The sequence below is a fragment of the Methylomonas rosea genome (genome assembly GCF_024505055.1).
GTDB classification, from domain to species: domain Bacteria; phylum Pseudomonadota; class Gammaproteobacteria; order Methylococcales; family Methylomonadaceae; genus Methylomonas; species Methylomonas rosea.
Map to the genome: position 1 here is coordinate 1 of NZ_JANIBL010000005.1, position 16,399 is coordinate 16,399.

13 protein-coding genes are annotated in these 16,399 nt (G+C 51.0%); 7 read left to right on the forward strand and 6 right to left on the reverse strand.

The features are described from left to right. Positions 1–146: 146 nt before the first annotated feature. Both NP589_RS02545 and NP589_RS02550 read right to left on the reverse strand, forming a co-directional pair. Entirely contained in the window at positions 147–929 is a 783-nt protein-coding gene (locus tag NP589_RS02545) for a 4Fe4S-binding leucine-rich repeat protein (RefSeq protein WP_256605545.1), read from the reverse strand. After that, positions 930–1,484, reverse strand: a complete 555-nt coding sequence (locus NP589_RS02550) for a flavodoxin (RefSeq protein WP_256605546.1) — start codon at positions 1,482–1,484, stop codon at positions 930–932. A gap of 441 nt (positions 1,485–1,925) precedes the next feature. Between NP589_RS02550 and NP589_RS02555 the strand changes: the two genes are divergently transcribed. Next, positions 1,926–2,924 (forward strand): hypothetical protein, encoded by a 999-nt coding sequence (locus NP589_RS02555; RefSeq protein ID WP_256605547.1) that lies wholly within the window; start codon positions 1,926–1,928, stop codon positions 2,922–2,924. Between the two features lie 179 nt (positions 2,925–3,103). Beyond that, positions 3,104–3,481, forward strand: coding sequence for a hypothetical protein (locus tag NP589_RS02560; RefSeq protein WP_256605548.1), 378 nt, complete (start codon positions 3,104–3,106; stop codon positions 3,479–3,481). A 141-nt stretch (positions 3,482–3,622) separates the two neighbouring features. Here NP589_RS02560 and NP589_RS02565 read toward each other — a convergent pair whose 3' ends face one another. The 4 genes from NP589_RS02565 to dcd form a co-directional block, all read right to left on the reverse strand. Continuing rightward, the gene (locus NP589_RS02565) at positions 3,623–6,046 is read right to left on the reverse strand and encodes a sensor domain-containing protein (protein ID WP_256605549.1); all 2,424 of its coding nucleotides are present in this window, start codon (positions 6,044–6,046) and stop codon (positions 3,623–3,625) included. Positions 6,047–6,167: 121 nt separating this feature from the next. Continuing rightward, positions 6,168–7,151, reverse strand: coding sequence for a glucokinase (gene glk / locus NP589_RS02570; protein ID WP_256605550.1), 984 nt, complete (start codon positions 7,149–7,151; stop codon positions 6,168–6,170). Positions 7,152–7,159: 8 nt separating this feature from the next. Further along, entirely contained in the window at positions 7,160–10,417 is a 3,258-nt protein-coding gene (locus NP589_RS02575) for a phosphorylase b kinase regulatory subunit alpha/beta (RefSeq protein ID WP_256605551.1), read from the reverse strand. Further along, on the reverse strand, positions 10,418–10,984 hold the full coding sequence (gene dcd, locus NP589_RS02580; protein ID WP_256605552.1) for a dCTP deaminase: 567 nt from the start codon (positions 10,982–10,984) through the stop codon (positions 10,418–10,420). A 252-nt stretch (positions 10,985–11,236) separates the two neighbouring features. Here dcd and NP589_RS02585 point away from each other — a divergent pair, with 252 nt between their 5' ends. From NP589_RS02585 to NP589_RS02605, 5 genes are all read left to right on the forward strand, one after another. Beyond that, the gene (locus NP589_RS02585) at positions 11,237–11,833 is read left to right on the forward strand and encodes a TetR/AcrR family transcriptional regulator (protein WP_256605553.1); all 597 of its coding nucleotides are present in this window, start codon (positions 11,237–11,239) and stop codon (positions 11,831–11,833) included. Positions 11,834–11,855: 22 nt separating this feature from the next. After that, a complete protein-coding gene (locus NP589_RS02590) occupies positions 11,856–12,716 on the forward strand; it encodes an AbiV family abortive infection protein (protein WP_256605554.1) in 861 nt (286 codons plus the stop codon). Positions 12,717–12,902: 186 nt separating this feature from the next. Continuing rightward, positions 12,903–13,175 carry a DUF4242 domain-containing protein gene (locus NP589_RS02595; RefSeq protein ID WP_256605555.1) on the forward strand — a complete coding sequence of 91 codons (273 nt, stop codon included), beginning with the start codon at positions 12,903–12,905 and terminating at the stop codon, positions 13,173–13,175. A gap of 295 nt (positions 13,176–13,470) precedes the next feature. Next, positions 13,471–14,784 carry a methanethiol oxidase gene (mtoX, locus tag NP589_RS02600; protein WP_256605556.1) on the forward strand — a complete coding sequence of 438 codons (1,314 nt, stop codon included), beginning with the start codon at positions 13,471–13,473 and terminating at the stop codon, positions 14,782–14,784. A 573-nt stretch (positions 14,785–15,357) separates the two neighbouring features. After that, the gene (locus tag NP589_RS02605) at positions 15,358–16,050 is read left to right on the forward strand and encodes a hypothetical protein (protein WP_256605557.1); all 693 of its coding nucleotides are present in this window, start codon (positions 15,358–15,360) and stop codon (positions 16,048–16,050) included. Positions 16,051–16,399 lie beyond the last annotated feature (349 nt).

Genomic DNA, 16,399 nt, shown 5'->3' on the forward strand with positions numbered 1-16,399 from the left:
CTGCCGGCCATTCCGGGCCGTCGCTCATCGGACCCATCAAGGAAGTCAGGGCGGCTAGGTCGGAGCCCAGCCGTTCTTTCAATGCTTGGTGGCGGGACTCGGTCGCCATCCGCAGGCGGTCCGCATAGGTCAGGCCGACGATGTGTTCAGTCTGCGGCATGCGCGGCCTCCATCGCCAAGGCTTCCCAGCGCTCGCGAGCGGTAAAGCTGACTTCTTCATCGGCGTCGTCGAGCATCTGTTTAAGTAGTTCCGGCTCTGCGCGCAGCGCCACTTCATAGCGTACGGTCCAGTCTTCGTCCTTGCTCATCATGGCCAGATCGTCAACCTCCATGCGCTGGGCGACGATACGGCGGATGTTCACTTCCTGATCGTCAGCCATCAAGCCCAAGCTCACGCTGGGAATACGTTCCGCGACGGTGCGGCGCACCTCGTTGTCCGGGTCGGCGACCAAACGGAACAAGCGGCCCTTGGGCAAGCGTTTGGCAACGTAAGCGCGTACCAAGTAATCCGGATCGTTGGCCATTAGTTCGAGCTGGGTTTCCGGCAGACGGTCGGCCACGGTCACTCGCACTTCTCTGTCGCTGTCTTGGCTTAATTCCAGCAGCCATTCCACCGGCACACGATAGGCCAGTACCCTGCGCACGGCCTCGTCGGGGTCGGTGAGTAAGGGGCGTAAATGATTGGTCGGCAAATACTGGGCCGCAATCGCGCGCCGTTCCCAGAAAGGATCTTGGGTGTAATTTAACGCGTAGACCGGGTGAGCTTTGAAAAACCGGTCGATTTGTCGGCCGCTTTCCGCTACCACGCAACGGTCACCCGGTTTGCAGGTGCCGGTGGCCAGTAAAGTATCCCGGTAAGCGCAGTTTGAGCAGTCGGCTAACGGGGTTAAATCTAGGGAGTCCCGCTCCTCTATGGATGAGGCCAACATTTAGGCGGCCTCCGCCAAGACCGGCAGCAACTGCGGCGTGACTTGCGCCAGCCAGACTCTGATGCGCTCGTCGGTCAAATGCGGTTGACCGCGTTGGTCCAGTACCAGACCGACGAATTGATCGTCGATCACCGAATCGGAATGTTCGAAGGTATAGCCTTCCGTGCTCCAACGGCCGATCATCTCGGCACCGAATCCGTAAAATACCTGGTAAAGCTGGATCAGGGAGCTGGCGAAGCGCGAGGCATAGCGTTCTTGATGGCCCAAGCCGAATAGCGCGATGCGTTTGCCGGAAAGATCGACGCCATCCAGAGTGGGTACGAACTCTTGCCAGCTGCGCTCCTGGCATCCGGCTCCCAGGCCGGGCAAGTCGCCGATGCCATAGCTGGGAGTACCTAATATCAGTGCGTCGTACTGCAATAGTTCTTCGGGTTTAACCCGATTGATGTTTTTGGGTTTGTCGGCCAGCTCTTCGCCCAACAAGCTGAAAATCTTTTTTGCCACTAGCCGGGTGCTGCCGGTATCCGTTCCGAAAAAAATGCCGATTTTGCTCATAAATCACCTGTGATCGAGAGTGCGGGATAAGGCTTGTGCAGCCGTTTTAAACTTCTCAGCAAATTTTGATCCAGATTCAAAAATAACCGGCTTATCTAATTTTTTTGTTTTAGATCAGTTAGATAGGTATTTTTGCCGTATTTTCCGGTTGAGGTCTGTGCAGGCATGTCTACAATTGCAGGACGGATGGGGTGATTTGTGACACAGCTACCCGCATTACCCGTTAGGTTTAGGGTGGATTGTTAGCGTCAAGATGCGGCTCTCCAACGAACGCGATGAGGTACCCGTTTGCAGCCGTGGCGATGTCTGCCGCGATTGAAATGCGCTGGTTTTCTCCTAAAACGGCATGAGCTAAACGCCTGTTTTAGCGCAAGCTGATTAAGCGGTTATTCTGTCCAGCCAAGTAAATTAATTACCGTAATAAACATTCAAGGACGCCTTATGGCAATTCTGCGCTGTAACAATTGTGCCTATTTACGCGAAGTGCCGAATGAACATGTGGGCAAAACGGTTAAATGCCCGGTTTGCGAACAAGCATCGGCAATTCACGATACCGTGGTTTTTGTGAAGAAACTGATCGATAAATACGGCTTGTTATTGGGCAAATATCGGGAGTTAGAGCAGGCGGGGAATCCCGTGGCGGAAATTTCGCGATCCAATATGCGCTTGCATAAAGACGAAGAAGTGGATCTGCATAATACTGCGGTGATGAGCAACAGCATGCAATACAAGCCTATTATCAGCTGGTTCGAGCGTAAGAATGTTCAGGTCGAAGTAAATCATAATGCCTTGGATACGCAAGGTTTTTATGATGAAGTGGCGGTTGAGTTGGGCGATAACTTTCCGCTGTTGCAGGATGTGCTGGATAAAATTAGAAAAGCCCAGAGAAATAACTACGCATCGGTAGTTTTGAATTTAAACGATTACAGTCAAAATCAAATTAAAACCATTACCGGTTTTTGTAAAAATCTGTATGAGTTCTCATTTGTTGCCAAGTATTTTTATAATAAAAATGAAAAGAGAGTCCATCTTACTTTACAGAGTATGTCAGCCATCGTCGGGTTTTTTAATGGCGAGTGGTTGGAATGGTATGTGTTTATGAAATTGCTGAAACACTTCTACGAAAGTAAAGGACTTTTCTCTTGCTTAAGAAGCTTTAATATTCAGTTTGCCAACGAAGATAAATATGAAGTGGATGTATTTTTTCTAATTAACGGACGTATACCGGTATTTATAGAATGTAAATCCGGAGAATTTCGTTCTTTTATCGAAAAATACTGCAAAATGCGGCGCAGACTGGATATCGCCAAGGAAAACTTTCTGTTACTGGTCTTGGGTGTTAGTGATGAGCAGGTGTTGGGGTTAACCAAAATGTACGATATTACCTTCGTCAATGAGACGGGGTTTATCAAACACATTGCCGAGCTGGCGGCGCAATAATCAATACCGTTTTTCGTTTGTGGGAATTGAGTTATTTTTCCCGGTTTTGCTGTTATTTTCAGAATCTATGGTAGTATGAAAAGGCTTTGAGCAAGCAACCGGATTAAAATATACAGTCATAAATTTGTAATTTTAATGTGGTTTAAAAAAACACTTAAATATCAATTGATAGGATTTGTATGAACACAGTAAAAAAAACCTTGGCTTCATTTTTGGTGATCGCCGCAGCATTGGTTTCCACATCAGCTAATGCAAACAGCGCTGGCGACGCCAAAGTTCGTGCAGCCGGTGAAGCTACCGTTGCCAAAGTAGAAGAAGCTGTAAGTTTGCTGGAAAAAGGCGACAAAGAAGGCACTTTGAAAGCGCTGGGCGATGTTCGTCAGTCACAAAAAGAGTTCCGCTACGAGCAAACCGAGCGTTTGCGTCAAAGAGCTGGCGACAAACTGAAAGTTGCCCGCGATGAGATCGAAAAAGGCGACGCCAACGCCACAGCTAGCTTGAAAGCTACTCTGGAGCTTTACAAAGAAATGATGAAAGTTTATAGCGCCGCTCACTAAGGACGCATCTAGTCAATCCAATCAGGATTGATTAACGGCTGCCACCGGAAGACGTGTTTTCTCGGTGGCTCCCAACTAAATAGTTTTCGATGTTCATGCCTGCTTGGCATCCCTTCCGTTATTCTCTCAGCTGCTGATTTTTTAAAGCTTACAGTCGGCAAACAATCTCTCAAATTCCCGAGCTGGTAAAGGCTTTGCGAACAAATAGCCTTGTCCGAAATCGCAACCAGCAGCGGTAAGCAATTCGCGTTGGCTTGAGGTTTCTATGCCTTCGGCAATCACTTTTATTCCCAGTTTGTGAGCCATCACGATGATCGCCTCGCATAAGGCCATGTCGTCGGAACCGATCGCCAGATTGCGGACGAAGCTCTGGTCTATTTTCAGATAATCGATGTCGAACTTTTTCAGATAAGACAGCGAGGAATAGCCCGTGCCGAAATCATCCAGAGACACCTGAATACCTGCATCGCGGAAGGATAGCAGTTGCTCAGCCACGCTGTTATTGGCATCCAGTAGCAAGCCTTCGGTAATTTCGATGACGACGCTTTGCCCGGAAAGGCTCAGCGCTTCCAGGCGATCCAGCCAATCGCGATGGCTGTCGCGCTCGTTACGAAACTGGACCGGCGACTTATTAATGCTGATCTGGAATTTTTCGTGTATCGATTGGCGCCAGCGGCTGGTCTGCTCGGCGGCTTCCTGAAAAATCCAATTGCCTATACTGCTAATCAAGCCGGTTTCTTCGGCAATCGGAATAAAATCCGCCGGGCTGATCAGGCCCCGCGTCGGATGTTGCCAGCGGATCAGCGCCTCGGCTTTACGCACCGTATTGGTGGCCAGTTCGACGATGGGTTGGTAACACAAATAAAACTGCTGCCCGGCAAGGGCCAATCTTAAATCGTTGCTTAGCCGCAGCCGCGCTTGCGCGGATTCCTGCATGGTCGGGATGAAGAAGCAATATTGATTCCGGCCCTGGCGCTTGGCGGCATACATTGCCTGGTCCGCATGTTTTAACAGGGATTTCAGGTTGTCGGCATCGTCCGGGTAAAAAGCGATGCCGATACTGGTCGAGATATAAGCAATTTCGTTACCCAGCTGAAAACATTCGGTCATTTTTTGCAACAGGTTGCCGGCGATGCGCTCGGCATTGGCTGGGTCGCCGACATCGCTCAGGATCACAGTAAACTCGTCTCCGCCCAGGCGGGCCACGGTATCGGTTTCTCGCACGCTGGCTAAAATGCGGTGTGCGGCTATTTGCAGCAACTCGTCACCCATGTCGTGACCAAGCGTGTCATTCACTTCCTTGAATAAGTCCAGGTCGATAAACAGCAGGGCCAGGCGTTTGTGTTCGCGGTGGGCTTTTTTGATGTCTTGACTCAGTCGGTCGTAAAACATGCGCCGATTCGGCAATTGGGTCAAAGGGTCGAAATTAGCTTGTTGCCAGATGACGCCTTCGGTTTTTTTCTTTTCGGTAATGTCGGAAAACAATGCCACCCGGCGCTGCATGGTTTGCTGGGCATCGAAGATGGTATTGACGGTCAACCACTTGGCAAACAACTCGCCGTTTTTACGTTTGTCCCAGATTTCGCCCTGCCAACTGCCCTGGCTGTGAATGGCTTGCCACATGGCTTCGCTGTGGCCGCCGGTGTTTAAAATGCCTATGTGTTTACCGACGACTTCATCCGATTGGTAGCCGGTAATGGTGGTGAACGCGGCGTTGATTGTCAGAATGCGATCGTCCGAGTCTGCCAACAACATGGCTTCGCTGCTGTTTTGATAAATCAGCGCGGCCTGTTGCAGAGCCTCTTCGATGCGCTTGCGCTCACTGATGTCGCGAGCGATAGCCAAGTTATAGCCGACGTTGGCGTATTCGAAATAATTGGCAACCACTTCTACCGGAAACAGCCGGCCATCCTTAGTTTTGTGGATGGTTTCCAGCTTGTTCGAGCGCTTAATTTTCAGTTCTGCCCAATGCGCGGCCCATACATGGCGTGGAAAGCAAGGGTCTACATCGAATACGCTCATCTGCAACAACTCTTGATGGCTATATCCCAAGGCCTTGCAAGATTGGTTGTTGATGTAGACGAATCCAGCGTTCTCAGTGATCAAATAAGCGCTGTCATGCATTTGGTCCATACCAAAGCTTAATTGGGCCAAACGTTTGCGGGACGTTTTTTGTTCGGTGATGTCCCGAAAACTCCAGACCCGACCAGCCGGTTGGCCGTCCAAATATTGCGGTTGGCAATAGCTTTCAATAAAGCGGCCGTCTTTAAACTCCAGTTCACTGGCGTGCCGTTGTTTGGGGTTTTTATAAATCTCCTCGATACGGCTGAGGAAGGCAGGTGGGTCTTTCAACAGCTTCAATGCATAGCTCAGCGATTTTTCATCGTCGCCGATCTGTAGAGAGCCTGCCGGGATGCCCCAAATCCGCATGAATTGGGGGTTGAAAGTCGCGATTTTGCCGAACAGATCGACTACCAATATAGCGTCGGTGCTGGAGTCGAGCGCGGCTTGAAGTATGGATAGCGATTTTTGCAAACTGGCTTGTTTCTGCTTGGATTGGACCATGTCTCGGCTACGCTGCTAGTACGTAAATGCTAGCAAAGGCTTATTTTCAAAAAGGTTGCCTGATAAGCCTAGCCGATTCCGCCGCTGCCTGCCCCTTTTTATGTCGATCAATACGAAATGCTTATTGCGCGGCAAAATAATACATCGCACCCAGCAAGGGGGTGCGCGGATTCAAAGCCAACTTGACCGATAATTTGGCGAGCATAGGCTGAAACCGGCCTTTGGTAACAAAAGCCTGCATGAATTCCCCGGATTCCAGCACCGATCTGATTTTCGGGCCAATGCCGCCGCCTATGAATACGCCGCCGGTAGCAAAAGCTTTCAAGGCCAGATTGCCGGCCTCCGCGCCGTAAAGCTCGGCAAACAAGCGCACTGTTTCGCGGCACAAGGGATCTTCGCCGTCCACGCCCAAGCGCGAAATCAGCGCATTGCGATCAACGCCGCGGGCTTCGGTGGCGGCGGGTACAGCGGGACAGGGCGGGGCGAAACGCATATCGGCAAGAAAATCGTAGATATTGCTGAAGCCGATACCGGATAAAACCCGCTCGCAGCTGACATGATCCGGATAGCGGCTGCGCAAATAAACCAGCAGTTGGTCTTGTTGCGGGTTTTGCGATGCAAAATCGCAATGACCGCCTTCGGTGGCAATCGGATGATATTTTTCGCCGTCCCAATGCAGCATCGCTTCGCCGAGACCGGTGCCGGCGGCGATTACAGCGATATTGCCGGTTTGCGGCTCGGCGTTGGGATTGAGTTCGACAAAGTCCTGTTCCTGCAAGTGCAGCATGCCGATTGCCATCGCTTCCAGGTCGTTCAGCAATTTCACCCGTTCGGTGCCGAGCCGAATTTTGAGTTGCTCGCCATCCAGTAGCCACGGCAGGTTGGTGGTTTGGCAGCGTTGATTGACGACCGGCCCGGCGATGCCGAAACAGGCCGATGTCACCGTTGGGCTGTTGCTCAGAAATAGATCCAGAATTTCCTCAAAAGTCTGAAATTCGCCGCTGGCAAAGGTTTGTTCCTGCAAACAGCTCAGCGTGCCGTCGGCTTGTCTGTCGAGTAAGGCCAGAACCGTTTTGGTTCCGCCGATGTCGCCGGCTAGAATCATATGCGTCCTCATGAGGTTGGGGTGGCGTTGTTGAGCAGGTGAATCAAGGCATCGAGTATCGCGTTGGCCAGTGCATGCGGCGGCAACTGGTAAAACGCCTGCCAAGCCAGCGATACGCATTCTTCGTAATGATCGCGATATTGCGGATGCTGCTGTAGCCAGCTGATTCTGACCGCATGGCCGATTAAAATATCCGTGACCAAGGTGTCGTCGATGTAAAGGTCGGGATAATCGCGGACGATGGACGCCAACGCACGTAGCGCTTCCACGCTCAATTGCCGATACACCGGCGCCTGAATTTTATTCAGAATATGGTTGATATGCAGCCTAAAGCTTTGTTCGCCGGCGGTCATTTGCGCTAGCATGATCTCGCTGTCGATCCGGCGTTTGCTATTGTATTTTTCGCCGACCATCAGGCCTTTGCAATGATGCAATAAGTCCCATACGCCGGCGAAAAATACCTCGTTCTCGCGGCCGACGCTGCCTTGCTGTTCGCGCCAAGCGTACCAATCGTCAGCGTCGCCACGGTCTTTCGGATTCATCGACTCGGGAAAACGCGCCGCCGTCAGATCGCGATGCGGGCCTTCGCAATTCAGGGTTTCTACCTGGCCGAGCTGATTTTCGCTGTTGTTGTAATCTTCCAGCGTTTCTTGCAACAACTCCGCCACTTGATGCGGTGGCAGCGACAAAATGTCGCTGAAAGCTTGGTCCAGCGAGGTGCTGGTCAGGCGCTTTTGTCTGGCGATAATCAATTGCAGGATATGGCCGACCCGAATAGTGTGCATATCGGCGAACAGTTCCGGTTTTAACTTGATCAGCATCCCCAAGTAGATAATTAGTTCCTGGATGATGATCTGCTGGCTGCTGTCGTTTGGGTTAAAGGTGCGGATGGTATCCAGGATTTGCCAGGAGTCGGTCGGTCTGCGCAACGTCGCTTTGCCGCTGTAGGCGCGGCCCACGGTCAAGCCGTGTTGGCGGACCAATATTTCCGTGGCCGCCTGTTCCAGATTGATGTCGTACTTACCCACCAAGCCGGCGCAGCGGCGCACGATATACCAAGCATGGCGGTCACCGGCCCGCACATAAACTTCTTCCAGTAAATCCCGTACCTGGCAAGGGGTACCGTCGCTGTTGCGCAAGCCGGTGTCGTGGTCCAGCCCGTGGCGTTGGCAGAGTAGGGCCAAGGCTTCCAGTTGCGCGTGCAGGTTGGGATTGTTTTGCAATTGCGCGAGTAGTTGCGCGTCGTCGCCGATTTCCCATTCCGTCAATACGAAGCTGTCCAGCGCTTGCGGGGTTTGGCCGTCGAAAGCCAGTAAGTTGGCGAACGGCCGTTCCACTTCCTCCCAGCAGGCTTCGGAAAAAGTAAAATCGTGCAGATAGCCGATTTTTTCCCGGCTGGAGGTTTTCACAAAATCGGTCAACAGCCCCAGTTTTACCGGCGTGCCTTGCACATTGCCTTCCCGGAGTTGGTCGATAAAACCCAGCAAAACTTGCCGGTCTTCATTGCCCAGCATGTTGTGCTTTATATTGATCACCAGCAAGGGTTGAGCGGGATTGTCCCAATGGCGGCTGATGTAAGCCAGTTCCATGCGCAGGCGCTGAATCAGCAACTGGTTGTCCATCGCAATGTAGAAGCCCTTTTGGTTCATGAACTGCGGTAGAAATAATAGTGGTTCGCCTGCCAGGACATAGAGTTTGGAGGTAGCCAGCGTGCGTAATTGCCTCAGCGGTCTGCCGCTCAGGCCGATGCGGTCATTGCGGCCGACCTGGGTGTAGGCATCGGCTAATTCGCTGGCGTCGCGGACTTGAATAGGCGCAATCTCGGTTAAGGTTTGCGAAGGAATGCCGCGGCCGCGCAACTCGTCTTGTACCTGTTCGTCTTCGGCCAGTAGGGCAATCTGCAAGGTGGAATCGGGATACAGGCGGGTGGCTTTGTAGCGTCCCAGCGGATCGATGTCGTCCAGGCTAATCAAGCCGTCTTGTAGCAAGCCACCCAGGATATATAAGCTTTGCGCCCAGACCAGCGGCACGTTTTCGTTAGGGACGCGGGTTTGGCTGTGCGGGTGGCGTTTTTCGGCGGCGATGGCGCTGTCCGGCACGATGTAAAGTTCCGGTAACAACCATTGGCCGTTTTGCTCGACCAGCAGGTCTTCCAGGCGGCGCCGATAATCGCCAACCCCTTCACTATCCCCGGCAAACAATTTGTTTAGTAATAGATAACAGAAAAACAGCGGCCATTCGCATTCGATGTCCATGAACTGTTTCAATTCGTGAGGTTCGTAATGCAGACGCTGATGGTCTTCGATCACGGTTTGATGGCCGTCGAGCAAGAAGCGTTTGCAGCCGTAGCGGCCTTGGAGTTTGTCGACGATCAGCGACTCGGTTCTTTCGCGCAGCGCTTTGTTGTCGACCGCGAACGCGGGAAAGCCGGTGACACTGAGCACCGCCGAATCGACCTCCTTGGAGATGGACTCGCGTGGCAGCAGGGCTTCCAGGGTAATACGGGTGCGGGCGATGTCGTCGCTGATGACGTGGATGATGGCGATCTGACCGCCGTCTTTGCCGAACAGATTACAGCCGGACATGGCTTCCAGTGCGGCCTTGGCCATACCTATGGAGCTGGCGTTCAATTCCGCCAGGCCGTGATTCATCTTGTTCCCACGCTCCCAGATGCCGTAGTCCGGCGTGCGGTAAGCGCGACTGACGTAATGCACCAGATTTTGCACGAAATTGACTTCGTCGATACTAAACACGATGCGCAAGCCGGAGGCAGTCATCTGCGCCAGCATCAGCAAAAACAGCGATGTGGCGTCCAGTTGTAAATGTCCCCATTCGCTGTCGCCGACCACTACTTCACCGCTAGTGGTTTTGTATTTGGCGTGCAGTGCATCCAATGGGTCTTGGCTGTGCTTGAATTTTTCCACTTTCGCCGCTTGCCGCATCATTGCCGTTAACAGGCCGCGCATCAATTTGACGACGCTTTGCTCCAATAAATAAGTACGCTCCTGTTGGCCGTCTACCTTACGGTATGCCAAGCCCAAGCCCCAGGCCGCCAAGATGCTGTAAACATTGTCCCGCACCCAGGCGTCGGTGTAATTGCCGTGGGTGGTGACGGCGGTACTGGCCGGTAGCAGGCCACTTATCCAATCCTGGCGTTTCAGGATAATGTCTTGAACTTGCTGATAATACTGGTCGAGCGTCTCGGTTTGACTGGTCGGCATCATGTATTTAATGGATGGTGAGGTGGCGTTTAAAGAATCGGGCACTCAAGCCTTGGGCAAGGTTACTCCGGTTTGGCCTTGATATTTACCGCCGCGATCCCGGTAAGAGGTTTCGCAGATTTCGTCGCCGCCGAAAAACAGCATTTGCGCGACGCCTTCGTTGGCGTAGATTTTTGCGGGTAGCGGTGTGGTGTTGGAAAATTCCAGCGTCACATGGCCTTCCCATTCCGGTTCCAGCGGGGTGACGTTGACGATAATGCCGCAACGCGCGTAAGTCGATTTACCCAGGCATATGACGAGCACATCGCGCGGAATTCGGAAAAACTCCACGGTGCGTGCCAGCGCAAACGAGTTGGGCGGAATGATGCATACGTCGGATTTCACGTCCACGAAGCTGCCTTCGTCAAAATCTTTCGGATCGACGATGGTGGAATTGATGTTGGTGAAGATTTTAAACTCGTTGGAGCAGCGTACGTCGTAACCGTAACTGGAGGTGCCGTAGGAAATGATGCGGCCTTGCGCGGATTCACGGACTTGCCCGGCCTGAAACGGCTCTATCATGCCGTGTTGCTCGGACATGCGGCGAATCCATTTGTCTGATTTTATGCTCATGTTGCTGGTTGGGTAGGGAAAAATAACAGAGCGTCCAAAATAGCATATTAGGGCGGAAAAATCGCTAGTTAGCTTGGCGGATGGCGCTAATTTGTTGGGGTTGGCGCTTGCTGGTTTTGGGGGAGTTGTGCGACAAGCCAGCGAATAGTAGTGACGCTGCCACATACCCTGACCTGTCAAAACCAAGATGTTTCATATAAATTAGAAAAAACTTATTTACAAAATAAGACGACCGGTCGCATAATGTGGCCCATGGCGAAGTTGGCACCCAAACAGATCAAAAAAGACAAGCTCCTGGAGCAGGGCGTGAGCCTGTTGCTGGAAAAAGGTTACCACGCCACCGGCTTGAAAGAGATTCTGGATACCGTGCAGATTCCCAAGGGCTCGTTTTATGCCTATTTCGAGAGCAAAGAACGCTTCGCCGCCGAGGCGATCCACCATTACATAGAGCCGTTTATCATCCGTTTGTCCGGCCATTTGCAAGACCCGGAAACGGATGGCTTGGCCGCCTTGAAAGCCTATTACACCGGATTGATCGGCGAAGTGGCGCAAAGCGGTTTCAAGGGAGGCTGTTTGCTGGGCAACTTGATGGGCGAGATTGGCGACACCAGTCCATTATGCCGCGATGCCTTATTGGATGCGGTTGGCCGATACAGTGCCTTACAGCAAGCGGCGTTGGAGCGGGGCCAAAGGCAAGGTTCGGTAAGGCTAGACCGTTCGGCGAAAAGCATGGCGGATTTGATGTTGAACGGCTGGCAAGGGGCTTTGCTGAGAATGAAAGTCGAACAATCGGTGGAACCTTTGCAGGCGGTTTGCCGGGATTTGTTGGATGATTACTTTCGGGTTTGACTAGATTTTATTGAGAGAACAAATGAAGCATCGCGCAATAAAAGATCTCAATCAACTTGCTGATAATGACTGTTATCGGGAAATATCTCAAGGGCTCGATGCTATTTATGAAAATTGCATTGAACTTAATAGATCTTACAGATTTCTTGTTGAAGCCGAACATTTTCGAGCATCAAGAGTTTTAAAACTAGTGCTGAAAGAAGAGGCAGCAAAATATTTGATTCTTGTTGACGCCTTACGTTGCCCAAGAAAAAATAAAATAGAATTTGCAAGACAACTAGGAAAATTTAATGATCATTTGGCGAAAGGGCTCTATGCCGAGCTTTGTAATTGGAAGCCTGATACTTATAGTAGGCTATGCGAATATATAGAAAATAGTTTAGATAGTTTGTACCTTGATGGGCCAAATGGAGTGGATTTCATTTTTAGAAATAGGATTATCTCTGAGCGGGAGGAGACGTTTTACGTAGATTATGCCAAGGGTGATGATTCTTATTTTTGGCTGTCTCCAAAGAGTTACGACATATCCGACGAATTATCTTTATCTTTTAGTTCAAATATGTCTGTAGTGCGAATGGTTATGGCATTGCATAATATAGGGATAACTAGAATGGAAAATTTGATTTTATTTTCAAATTTTTGGAGAGACTTTGTGTTTGACGAAAGTACACGTTATCAAATCTTCAGAGAAGCTAATTATAATTTTCTTCAGATTCTCGAAAGTAAGGGGGCGCTAAAAGATAATGAGGCTTCGGATAGTGACTTTAGCTTAATAATAAATGATTTGCCATTCCCTTTGTATAAGGAAGAGATGAAAGTGAAAGAAGTTAATTTAAATGATCTCAAAGAACAACAGCGGAATTGGTCTCCAGATTATTATTGAACTTTGCGGTTTGATGTTACTTGATAGGACCGTAGGATGTGCTGAACGGAGTGAAGCGCATCGTTCGCGACAGATGCGCCTCCTGTTGTCGGCACATCCTACATCTATCTAAATAACCGCTGCCCACCCGGCAGCATTTTTTAACGCCGGCAATTTAGACGACCGGTCATTTATTAGGAGATCATCATGCCCAAATACATTATCGAACGCGATATTCCCGGCGCCGGCCAGCTGACGCAAGCCGAGCTGCAAGGTATTTCCCAAAAATCCTGCGGCGTGTTGCGCGACATGGGGCCGCGCATCCAATGGCTACAGAGCTATGTGACCGGCGATAAGGTCTATTGCATTTATATTGCCGACAGCGAGCAGGCGATCCGCGAACACGCTGAGCAGGGCGGTTTTCCGGCCAATCGCATCGAGAAAATCACTACCATTATCGACCCGACCACGGGCGATTGACGATGGCTTATGGTTCCCACGCTCCGGCGTTGGAACCGAGCCAGGGACGCTCCTGCGTTCCGAACCGCAGGACCGATTTAACATGCATTCCTATGCTGGAGCGTCACTGCCATTAAGTTAAACCGTCATACCGGCAGGGATTGCCGGTATCCAGTTCACAAGGATGTGAAAGGCCTCCGCCGTCCTTGGCTTCTGGGTTCCGGCAATCCCTGCCGGAACGACGTGATTTTTCTTAACTCAATGGCAGTGATGCTGGAGCGTGGGAACGATAACAACAACCAGGGGAGAGAACACCATGACATTTAAACTAAGCACCTTTACCGCCGCGCTAATGCTCGGCACCGCCAGCCTGTCGGCCACTGCCGACGAAACCTGCGCCTCGCCATACATGGCAAAAATCACCGGCCAGGAAGATTTCGTTTACATCTGGACCTTGGGCGCGGAAGGCGTCGGCGACGAGCAGGACAAATTGGTCACCGTCGACGTCAATCCCAAATCCAAACAATACGGCAAGGTGATAGGCAGCCTGTCTGTAGGCGGCCGTAACGAAGCCCACCATTCCGACTTTACCGACGACCGTAAATTTCTGTGGGCCGGTGGTCTGGATACCAACAAGATATTCATCTTCGACGTGTCTACCGACCCCGCCAAGCCTAAACTCAGCAAAACCATCACCGATTTCGTCGCCAAGAGCGGCGGCGTGGTGGGGCCGCACAGCCTCTACGCCTTACCGGGCAGGATGATCATCACCGGCTTGTCCAATAACAAAGACCACGGCGGCCGCACCGCGATTGTGGAATACAGCAACGCCGGCGAATACATCGCCACCTATTGGCTGCCGACCGACAGCAACTTAGAAGGCGCGATCAAGTCCGGTAAATACGCCGACGGCTATAACTACGACGTGCGGGTATTGCCGCGCAAAAACCTGATGCTGACTTCGTCGTTTACCGGCTGGTCGAATTACATGATGGATTTCGGCAAGATGCTGGCTGATCCGGAAGCGATGAAGCGTTTCGGCAACACCGTGGTGCAATGGGATTTACACAGCCGCCAACCGAAAAAAGTCTTCGACGTCCCCGGTGCGCCTTTGGAAATCCGTTGCGCCTGGGCGGAAGATCATAACTACTGCTTCACCAGCACCGCGTTGACCTCGAAAATCTGGTTGATTCATCAAGACGACAAAGGCGAATGGCAAGCTAAAGATGTTGCGGACATCGGCGAACCGGCCAAAATCCCGCTGCCGGTGGACATTTCCATCTCCAGCGACGACAAAACCTTGTGGGTCAACACCTTCATGGACGGCATGACTCGTCGTTTCGACATTAGCGATCCGTTTCATCCTAAACAAGTGTTCGAGCAAAAAATCGGTGCGCAGGTGAATATGGTGTCGTCGAGTTGGGACGGCAAACGTCTGTATTACACTTCGTCGCTGTTAGCCAACTGGGACAAGAAAGGCGCGGATAACGAGCAATTCTTCAAAGCGTACAGCTGGGATGGCAGCAAGTTGACCGAGCAGTTCTCGATTGATTTTAATAAAGAGAAGCTGGGTAGGGCGCATCAAATGCGGTTTGGGGCGTATGCTTTGTATGGTGGTTCGCCTAAATAGCTTTGTTGTTCGGGGTAACTTCCGGGGTTGTCGTGTTAGTGTCGCTATCGCGACGGGTATTTTGATGTCGGTTCGCGGACCGACAACCGCGATACTTTTCTTTGCTTGTCCAAAGAAAAGTATCCAAAAGAAAAGACACCCGAATGCCGCTTTAATCCTGCGCGACGAAGCTTTTATCGAGGGTCGGCAGAAGGGGCTTCCCAGCCCCTCCGCCGACGTGCGGCGTTCCTGCCGCACCCCTTCGGGCTGATCTCGATAAAAGCTCCGGTGCTCGGCGCGGCATACGGGAGGAAAACCATCTCGAATTTTTGGAGATATTTGCCGTCCGAGCAATGTAATAAGGTGTTTTTGATGGTGACTTTGGCCGACAATCATTGACCCCCTAGCAGTCAATGAAAATTAATTTGAAAAGGCAAAAAGCTGCCAATCAAATTTTAGGTGCGATTGGCTTGCGTAATCGCACATTTCGAAGTCAACATTCCTCCGATTACGCTATCGCTAATCGGAGCTACGCGGGCTTGTTGCTTGGACATTGACTATGATTTAAAAAAATAAAGTAATCTGAGAAAGCCTATGGAACGACTATTTCGCGTGCTTGAAAAAATTAACAGCATCTTGTTATTGCTTGTCTTTGTTGGGGTAGGCATTCTCGTCGGTGGGGTATCGTTATTTAATAACGACCAGCTGCAAAATCGAGGAACTATAAAAGTTCCGTCTGGCGAATCGGCCTCCAGGGACAAAATACTTCTTCGCCTTGATCGGGTTCAAAACATTATCGGTGCAAATGCCCAAATGGTGTCGTTGACTGCTGAGAGAGAATCAGGAGGCTTTTCCTCAGGTGGCTACAACAGTTCTGAAACAAGGAATATCCTTTTTTTGATGGGTTCGGACAAAACGGCACGATGGTTGTTTCCTAAGCAAAGCAACGTAGTGCTGACTACTGAGCAATTACGAGAGGAATCAAAGGAAGCACGAGATAATCCCACTAGAGCATTATATTTCGAGTATGTAACCCTGGACACAAATGCAGACGGAAAGCTTTCGTCTAAAGACTTATCCAGCATCGGTGTTTCTAATCCTCAAGGTTTAGCATTTACTGAAGTGTTAACCGGAGTATCTCGGGTGCTTTCACATCAGCTGCTTGATAGCCAGCGTCTTTCAGTCGTCTATCAGTCTGGAAACATAGTAAGGCACGCAATCATTTCTATCGTAACCATGAAAATAGACAAAGACCAGGAGCTGATTCGTTTGCCGGATGAGCTTTGAGCAAGTAGTGTCGATGAAGCGCAGCGGAGTTGAGGATAATCAAAGTCGTCTAACCCTCGATTCCGTTTTACTGCATCGAGGCTACTTCATTTACACGAAAATAAAGAGTCCTTCGAATTCAGGTTGGGTTTCCTCCCGTATGCCGCGCCGAGCACCGGAGCTTTTGAACGGACAAATCGGCAGGATAGCCGATTTGCATGCGCAGCACCCGAAGGGCGAGGTACATGGATGTACCGAGTGAGCAGCCCGAAGGGGGCGGTAGGGATGCATCGAGTTGCCGAAGGGGCAGGAAGCTCCTTTCGGCGACCCCGTTCAAAAGCGAGGAGCGCAGGATAAAAGCGGCATCCGG